Source organism: Bartonella sp. AP150HLJHH (assembly GCF_042196385.1).
GTDB lineage: Bacteria > Pseudomonadota > Alphaproteobacteria > Rhizobiales > Rhizobiaceae > Bartonella.
Genome location: NZ_JBHIQC010000007.1, coordinates 79,908 through 88,151, shown reverse-complemented (window position 1 = coordinate 88,151; position 8,244 = coordinate 79,908). Strand labels below are relative to the sequence as shown.

The following is an 8,244-nucleotide window of genomic DNA, read 5'->3' as shown; positions in this document are numbered from 1 at the left end:
GTTTTGCTATTCGTGAAGGTGGTCGTACTGTTGGTGCCGGTATCGTCTCTAAGATCATTGAATAAATAATGCTTGTTAAAGGGGTGTTAAAAGTGTTTTAGTTTTGAGAGTTAGGGGTATAGCTCAGTTGGTAGAGCGGCGGTCTCCAAAACCGCAGGTCGCGGGTTCAAGTCCTGCTGCCCCTGCCAAAGAGGGGTTTTACATATAAGGGAGTGGATTTTGCTGCCTTTTTCGCTTTTTTTGATATGGGGCTTGTTTTTTTGTGTGTGAAACGGTATTGAATAGAAAGTAAGGAAATTGCATAAGTCTGAAAGTTGGCTTTTGCATTTTTTTCCTGTTTATTTTGTTCTATAAAACACAATAGGACTAGAGAGAGTATAGTGTGACGATGGCATCTAAAACCAATCCGATTACCTTTTTGAAGCAGGTTTATGCAGAAACAATTAAAGTGAAATGGCCTACACGTCGTGAGACGGTTATTTCTACTATTATGGTTTTGTTGGTAACTGCATTGGCTTCAGCTTTCTTTTTTATTGTGGATCAGGTTATGCATTTTGGTGTTTGGCGGGTTATTGATCTTCTGAAATATCTTTTTAGTTGAGAATGTAAGGAAGTGTGACTGTGGCAGCTCGTTGGTATATTGTTCAGGCATATTCAAATTTTGAAAAGAAAGTAGCGGAAGCTATTGATAAGGAGGCAAAGCAAAAGGGACTTGATCATCTTTTTGAAAAGATTTTTGTTCCAACAGAGCGTGTTGTAGAGGTACGTCGTGGACGCAAAGTTGATACTGAGCGAAAATTTTTTCCTGGTTATGTTCTTGTTCGTGCTGAGTTAACAGATGAAGTTTATCATCTTATTAAGAATACGCCTAAAGTGACAGGTTTTTTAGGGTCGGATGCGCGTCCTGTTCCTATTTCTGATCGAGAGGTTGAACAAATTCTCAAACAAGTTCAGGAAAGGGTTGAGTCTCCAAAGTCCTCTGTATTGTTTGAGGTTGGAGAGCAAGTTCGCGTTGCTGATGGTCCTTTTGTTTCGTTTAATGGAATTGTTCAAGAGGTTGAAGAAGAGCGCTCTCGTCTTAAGGTTGAAGTGCTTATTTTTGGGCGTCCTACGCCTGTTGATTTGGAATTTGGTCAGGTTGAAAAACTCTGATTAAACTTAGAGTAGTTTTAATTACTTTAAGGAAGGAGTGGGAGGTGATTTATAGCTTTTGTCGGCTTAATGATCCGAACCACGTGACTGCAAGCGGGTAACGGGCAAGATGAATTGTCAGTATACCAGTGAAATTAAAGGCAGATTGTTATGGCAAAAAAAAGTATAGGTCAGCTTAAGTTGCAGGTCCCTGCAGGAGCTGCTACTCCATCTCCACCAATTGGTCCAGCTCTTGGGCAGCGTGGTATTAATATCATGGAATTTTGTAAGGCGTTTAATGCAGCGACACAAGAAATGGAAAAGGGGGCACCGATTCCAGTTGTTATTACGTATTACCAAGATAAGTCTTTCACCTTTTCTCTCAAGACGCCTCCTGTATCATTCTTTTTAAAGAAGGAAGCAAATCTGAAATCTGGCTCAAAAGAGCCTGGTAAAGTGTCTGTAGGAAGCATTTCTCGCGATAAAATTCGTTCGATTGCGGAATCAAAGATGAAAGATCTTAATGCGAATGACATTGAGGCAGCAATGCGTATGGTTGAAGGTTCTGCTCGCTCGATGGGCTTGGAAGTGGTGGGCTAATATTATGGCAAAAGTAGCAAAAAGAATAAAAAATATCCGAAAAGATATTGATTTTAATGAACTTTACGCTTTAAAAGATGCCGTTTCAATGGTTAAGGAGCGTGCCGTTGCTAAGTTTGATGAAACAATCGAAATTTCAATGAACTTGGGTGTTGATCCTCGTCATGCTGATCAAATGGTTCGAGGCGTTGCTCATTTGCCTAATGGAACAGGGAGAAATATTCGTGTTGCCGTTTTTGCTCGTGGGGATAAGGCTGAGGAAGCTAAGGCGGCAGGAGCTGATATTGTGGGTGCCGAAGATTTATTTGAAAGCGTTAATAGAGGGACTATAGATTTTGATCGTTGTATTGCAACGCCAGACATGATGCCTCTTGTTGGTCGTCTTGGTAAGATTCTTGGTCCACGGAGTTTGATGCCGAATCCGAAAGTTGGTACTGTAACACTTGATGTCGCCGGTGCTGTCAAAGCTTCTAAAGGTGGTGCTGTTGAGTTTCGTGTGGAAAAAGCTGGTATTGTGCATGCTGGTATTGGTAAGGCTTCTTTTGGTGTTGAAAAAATCGTAGAAAATATAAAAGCCTTTGCAAGTGCAGTTATTAAAGCCAAACCGCAAGGTGCAAAAGGTGAGTATATTAAGCGCGTTGCTGTTTCGTCGACTATGGGAATTGGTGTTAAAGTTGATCCAGCAACGGTTCGTTCAGAGCTAGTATAAGCTGATTTATAATTTTGTTTTGGGGTATGGGAATATCAAAATTGTATTTAAAATGCTGATTTTGATCAGCTCGCTATCTAAGCTTTATAGGGCTTAGGTTGTACCGGGAGAAATTCCGGAATATCCTGTCCGAGATTGTAGGTGATGCTTTTAAGTATCTTAATCAAAAAAACCTGCATGAGACTGGGGTAAAAACTGAGAGTTAAAAGACTTAAAGGGTTTGAGCCAAGGTTGCCTTTGAACGCTGTGCGTAAAAAAGGGGACAGGATCCTCATCGGTGACATGAAGTATTTTATGTTATCAAAGGTAACCAACAGGTTTGTTTTAAGCAAATCTGTTAAATGGAGAGAGACAGTGAATAGAGCGGAAAAACGCGAATTTGTTACATGGCTTAACGAGGCTTTTCGGAAGTCTGGTTCTGTTGTTGTTGCACATTATTCCGGTCTGACAGTTTCACAGATGAATGATCTGCGTTCGAAAATGGGTGAAGCTGGCGGTGCCGTTAAGGTCGCCAAAAACCGTCTTGCTAAAATCGCTCTTCAGGGCACGGAATCTGAATCGATAGTGGGTTTGTTTACTGGACAAACACTTATTGCTTATTCAGAAGATCCAATCACAGCACCGAAAGTTGCTGTTGATTTTGCGAAAAGCAATGACAAATTTGTCATACTTGGCGGTTCAATGGGTGCAACAAGTTTAACTGTAGATGCTGTGAAGTCATTGGCTTCATTGCCTTCATTAAACGAGTTGCGTGCAAAACTTGTGGGTATGATTTCTACCCCTGCGACCCGTATTGCACAGGTTGTTAATGCCCCTGCTGGTCAGGTTGCACGTGTCATTGGAGCATATGCTCAGGAGGATAAGGCGGCTTAAGGCTGTTTGTATTCACGTTTATGGAAGAGCTTTAATGCTTTTCTGTTTTTTTGAATAAGATTTAATAATGGTTCAAATCTTTTAATTGAAGGAATTTAAAAATGGCTGATCTAGAGAAGATCGTAGAAGACCTTTCTAATCTAACCCTTTTGGAAGCCGCTGAGCTTTCTAAGTTACTTGAAGAAAAGTGGGGAGTTTCGGCTGCTGCTCCTGTAGCTGTCGCTGCTGTTGCTGGTGCTGCTGCTCCAGCTGCTGAAGAAAAAACAGAATTTGATGTTATTCTTGTTGAAGGTGGCGCACAAAAAATTAATGTTATTAAGGAAGTTCGTGCTCTTACTGGACTTGGTCTTAAAGAAGCTAAAGATCTGGTTGAAGGTGCACCTAAGCCTATTAAAGAGGCTGCTTCTAAAGAAGAAGCAGAAAAAATTAAATCTCAACTTGAAGCTGCCGGTGCTAAGGTGGAACTTAAGTAAATTTAATTTTATCGGCGGGCATTTATGTTCGCCGATTTTCTTTCTCTTAATACAAAGAGGGAAAATAATGAGTAAAAAACTTTTCCCAATGGTTTCGTAACAGGAATGGGATAGGTTTGGATTACTTACCCCTTCATCATAGAGTCAAAGAGATAAATGGCTTATGTTGGTGGGGAAAGTTAATGATGCTCATTATTGAGTGTCAAGTGAACTGGTCTGCATATGCAGGTTAATGGTATAAGGCTTTCAAGGTTGGTCTACCTTGAAGAGTAAAGATCAAGGAGCGACGATGGCTCAGACTCACGCAATGATGTCTCAATTCAATGGTCGTAAGCGCGTACGGAAATTTTTTGGTAAGATTCCTGAAGTAGCAGAAATGCCGAATCTTATTGAGGTTCAAAAAGCCTCATACGATCAATTTCTCATGGTTGAGGAACCGAAAGGTGGGCGACCAGATGAAGGTTTGCAAGCTGTTTTTAAATCGGTTTTTCCTATTTCAGATTTTTCCGGTACAGCTATGCTTGAGTTTGTAGGTTATGAATTTGATTTACCAAAATTTGATGTTGAAGAGTGCCGTCAACGTGATTTAACTTATGCTGCCCCATTAAAGGTCATATTGCGTTTGATTGTTTTTGATGTTGATGAGGATACTGGCTCCAAAGATATCAAAGACATTAAAGAGCAAGGCGTTTATATGGGCGATATGCCTTTAATGACGACGAATGGTACCTTTATTGTTAATGGTACGGAGCGTGTTATTGTTTCTCAGATGCATCGTTCTCCTGGTGTCTTTTTTGACCATGATAAAGGAAAGTCCCATTCATCAGGAAAGCTTCTTTTTGCTGCTCGTGTTATTCCGTATCGTGGTTCTTGGCTTGATATTGAGTTTGATGCTAAGGACATCATTTATGCGCGTATTGATCGACGGCGCAAGATTCCTGTTACTAGTCTTTTGATGGCATTAGGTATGGATGCGTCGGATATTTTATCGACGTTTTATGATAAAGTGACTTATGAGCGTGATGGAGAAGGATGGCGAGTTCCTTATTCTGTGGATCGCTTTAAAGGAATGAAGCTCATTTCTGACCTTATAGATGCAGATAGTGGTGAAGTCGTTGCGGAGGCTGGTAAAAAATTAACAGTTCGTACTGCGAAGTCTTTGGTAGAAAAAGGACTTAAAGCGGTTAAAGTTAGTGAAGATGATTTATTAGGTTGTTATCTAGCCGAAGATATCGTCAATTACGAAACAGGTGAAATCTACCTTGAAGCTGGTGATGAAATTGACGAAAAAGTATTAAAAGTTCTGCTCGATGTTAGTGCTGATCAAGTCAATATTCTTGATATTGATCACATGAATATTGGCGCTTACATCCGCAATACTTTGAAGGTGGATAAAAATGAAAGTCGGCAGGATGCGTTATTTGATATTTACCGGGTGATGCGTCCAGGTGAACCTCCTACAATCGATACAGCAGAAGCAATGTTCCATTCATTGTTTTTTGATCCAGAGCGTTATGATCTTTCAGCTGTCGGGCGTGTTAAGATGAATTTACGTATGGATCTTGATTGTCCAGACACAGTTCGCATTTTACGCCAAGAGGATATTCTTGCTGTTGTTAAGATGTTGGTTGAATTGCGTGATGGACGTGGTGAAATTGATGATATTGATAATCTTGGCAACCGTCGCGTTCGTTCCGTCGGGGAGTTGATGGAAAATCAATATCGCATTGGTCTTCTTCGTATGGAACGTGCGATAAAAGAGCGTATGTCATCGGTTGAAATTGATACAGTTATGCCACAGGATTTGATCAATGCAAAGCCTGCGGCAGCAGCAGTCCGTGAATTTTTTGGGTCTTCACAATTGTCGCAGTTTATGGATCAAACCAATCCATTGTCAGAAATTACCCATAAGCGCCGTCTTTCTGCTCTTGGTCCAGGTGGTTTGACTCGTGAACGTGCGGGTTTTGAAGTCCGTGACGTACATCCTACGCATTATGGTCGTATTTGTCCGATTGAAACACCAGAAGGCCCCAATATTGGTCTGATTAACTCCTTAGCAACATTTGCGCGAGTTAACAAATATGGCTTTATTGAAAGCCCATATCGAAAAATTATTGATGGAAAAGTCACAAAAGAAGTTATTTATCTTTCAGCGATGGAAGAAGCAAAGCATTATGTCGCTCAGGCTAATTCTTCATTAGATAACGAAGGTCGTTTTATAGAAGAGTTTGTTGTTTGCCGTCATGCTGGTGAAGTTTTAATGGCGCCGCGTGATCATGTTGATTTGATGGATGTTTCACCAAAACAGTTGGTTTCAGTTGCAGCAGCGCTTATTCCTTTTTTGGAAAATGATGATGCGAATCGTGCGCTTATGGGATCGAACATGCAGCGTCAAGCAGTTCCTCTTGTACGCGCTGAAGCGCCATTTGTTGGGACGGGAATGGAATCTATTGTTGCGCGCGATTCAGGAGCTGCTGTGAGTGCAAAACGTAGTGGTGTTGTTGATCAAGTCGATGCTACCCGTATTGTTATCCGTGCAACAGAAGATTTAGATCCTTCAAAATCAGGCGTTGATATTTACCGCTTACAGAAATTTCAGCGTTCTAATCAGTCCACTTGTATTAATCAGCGTCCTCTTGTACATGTCGGTGATAGGGTAGAGAAAGGTGATATCATTGCAGATGGTCCATCCACGGATCTTGGTGATTTGGCTCTTGGGCGGAATGTTCTCGTAGCCTTTATGCCTTGGAATGGATACAATTATGAAGATTCTATTTTGTTATCCGAGCGCATTGTTGCTGATGATGTGTTTACTTCAATTCATATCGAGGAATTTGAAGTTGCGGCACGCGATACAAAACTTGGACCTGAGGAAATTACGCGCGACATTCCTAATGTTGCGGAAGAAGCGTTAAGAAATCTTGATGAAGCTGGCATTATTTATATTGGTGCTGAAGTTCAACCAGGTGATATTTTAGTTGGAAAGATTACCCCGAAAGGTGAAAGTCCCATGACGCCGGAAGAAAAGCTTCTGCGTGCAATTTTTGGGGAAAAGGCATCCGATGTTCGTGATACTTCTATGCGTATGCCTCCTGGGACTTTTGGTACTGTTGTTGAAGTTCGCGTTTTTAATCGCCATGGCGTGGAAAAAGATGAACGTGCGATGGCAATTGAGCGTGAAGAAATTGAGCGTTTAGCAAAAGACCGTGATGATGAACAGTCTATTCTTGATCGCAATGTTTATGCGCGCCTCACCGATATGTTGACAGGTAAAGTTGCTGTAGAAGGTCCGAAAGGCTTTTCGGGTAGTAAAAAGCTTGATAGTACAGTAATGGGGCATTATCCGCGATCCCAGTGGTGGCAATTTGCTGTTGAGGATGAAAAGCTTCAAAATGAAATTGAAGCTTTGCGCAAGCAATATGATGAATCAAAAGAAGCATTACAACGTCGCTTTATGGATAAGGTTGAAAAGGTCCAAAGAGGTGATGAAATGCCTCCTGGTGTCATGAAAATGGTGAAAGTTTTTGTGGCTGTGAAGCGCAAAATCCAACCAGGTGACAAGATGGCGGGACGTCACGGGAATAAGGGTGTTGTTTCACGTATTCTTCCCGTAGAAGATATGCCATTTCTTGAAGATGGGACCCATGCTGATATCGTCTTGAATCCGCTGGGTGTGCCTAGTCGTATGAATGTTGGACAAATTCTTGAAACGCATCTTGGTTGGGCATGTGCGGGGATGGGCAAGAAGATTGGTGCTTTGTTAGAGTTATATCAAGAGACTGGGGATATATTGCCGTTGCGTCAGCGTATTGAAAATCTTATGCCTGATGATAATCATAATGAACCAGTTCGTCAGTATGATAATGAAAGCCTTTACAAATTGGCCTTGCAGATGAAGAAAGGGGTTTCAATTGCAACGCCTGTTTTTGATGGAGCACATGAGTCTGATATTAACATGATGCTGGAAGACGCAGGCTTAGATAGTTCAGGGCAGGTTACGCTTTATGATGGTCGTACTGGGGAGCCTTTTGATCGTCCAGTAACGGTGGGATATATTTACATGTTGAAATTGCATCACCTTGTTGATGATAAGATTCATGCGCGTTCTATTGGTCCCTATTCACTTGTTACGCAGCAGCCATTAGGAGGTAAGGCACAATTTGGTGGTCAGCGTTTTGGTGAAATGGAGGTATGGGCGCTTGAAGCTTATGGTGCTGCATACACTTTGCAGGAGATGCTAACAGTAAAATCAGATGATGTGGCTGGTCGAACAAAAGTCTATGAGGCAATTGTGCGTGGTGATGATACATTTGAGGCAGGTATACCCGAAAGCTTTAATGTGTTGGTAAAAGAAATGCGCTCACTTGCTCTTAATGTGGAGCTTGATGATGCGCGTGAACTTATTGCACAGCGGGCATTGTCTGATACGGCAGAATAATAATTCAAGGAGCGCACTAG

Annotated in this window: 7 protein-coding genes, 1 tRNA gene and 1 pseudogene; all 9 read left to right on the top strand. The window is 41.5% G+C overall.

The window, feature by feature from the left end:
* Positions 1–65 (top strand): annotated as a pseudogene (locus tag ACFING_RS04695) (elongation factor Tu); the annotation flags it as partial.
* A gap of 47 nt (positions 66–112) precedes the next feature.
* Positions 113–188, top strand: a tRNA-Trp gene (locus tag ACFING_RS04690).
* A gap of 200 nt (positions 189–388) precedes the next feature.
* A complete protein-coding gene (gene secE, locus ACFING_RS04685) occupies positions 389–601 on the top strand; it encodes a preprotein translocase subunit SecE (protein WP_273790652.1) in 213 nt (70 codons plus the stop codon).
* Between the two features lie 20 nt (positions 602–621).
* On the top strand, positions 622–1,152 hold the full coding sequence (gene nusG, locus ACFING_RS04680; protein ID WP_273790740.1) for a transcription termination/antitermination protein NusG: 531 nt from the start codon (positions 622–624) through the stop codon (positions 1,150–1,152).
* A 150-nt stretch (positions 1,153–1,302) separates the two neighbouring features.
* Positions 1,303–1,731 (top strand): 50S ribosomal protein L11, encoded by a 429-nt coding sequence (gene rplK / locus ACFING_RS04675; RefSeq protein ID WP_273723157.1) that lies wholly within the window; start codon positions 1,303–1,305, stop codon positions 1,729–1,731.
* A gap of 4 nt (positions 1,732–1,735) precedes the next feature.
* Positions 1,736–2,440, top strand: coding sequence for a 50S ribosomal protein L1 (gene rplA / locus ACFING_RS04670; RefSeq protein WP_375613460.1), 705 nt, complete (start codon positions 1,736–1,738; stop codon positions 2,438–2,440).
* Positions 2,441–2,794: 354 nt separating this feature from the next.
* Positions 2,795–3,313, top strand: a complete 519-nt coding sequence (rplJ, locus tag ACFING_RS04665) for a 50S ribosomal protein L10 (protein ID WP_012755027.1) — start codon at positions 2,795–2,797, stop codon at positions 3,311–3,313.
* A 101-nt stretch (positions 3,314–3,414) separates the two neighbouring features.
* On the top strand, positions 3,415–3,786 hold the full coding sequence (gene rplL / locus ACFING_RS04660) for a 50S ribosomal protein L7/L12 (RefSeq protein ID WP_273790654.1): 372 nt from the start codon (positions 3,415–3,417) through the stop codon (positions 3,784–3,786).
* A gap of 289 nt (positions 3,787–4,075) precedes the next feature.
* Entirely contained in the window at positions 4,076–8,224 is a 4,149-nt protein-coding gene (gene rpoB / locus ACFING_RS04655) for a DNA-directed RNA polymerase subunit beta (protein ID WP_375612113.1), read from the top strand.
* The last annotated feature ends 20 nt before the right edge of the window (positions 8,225–8,244 follow it).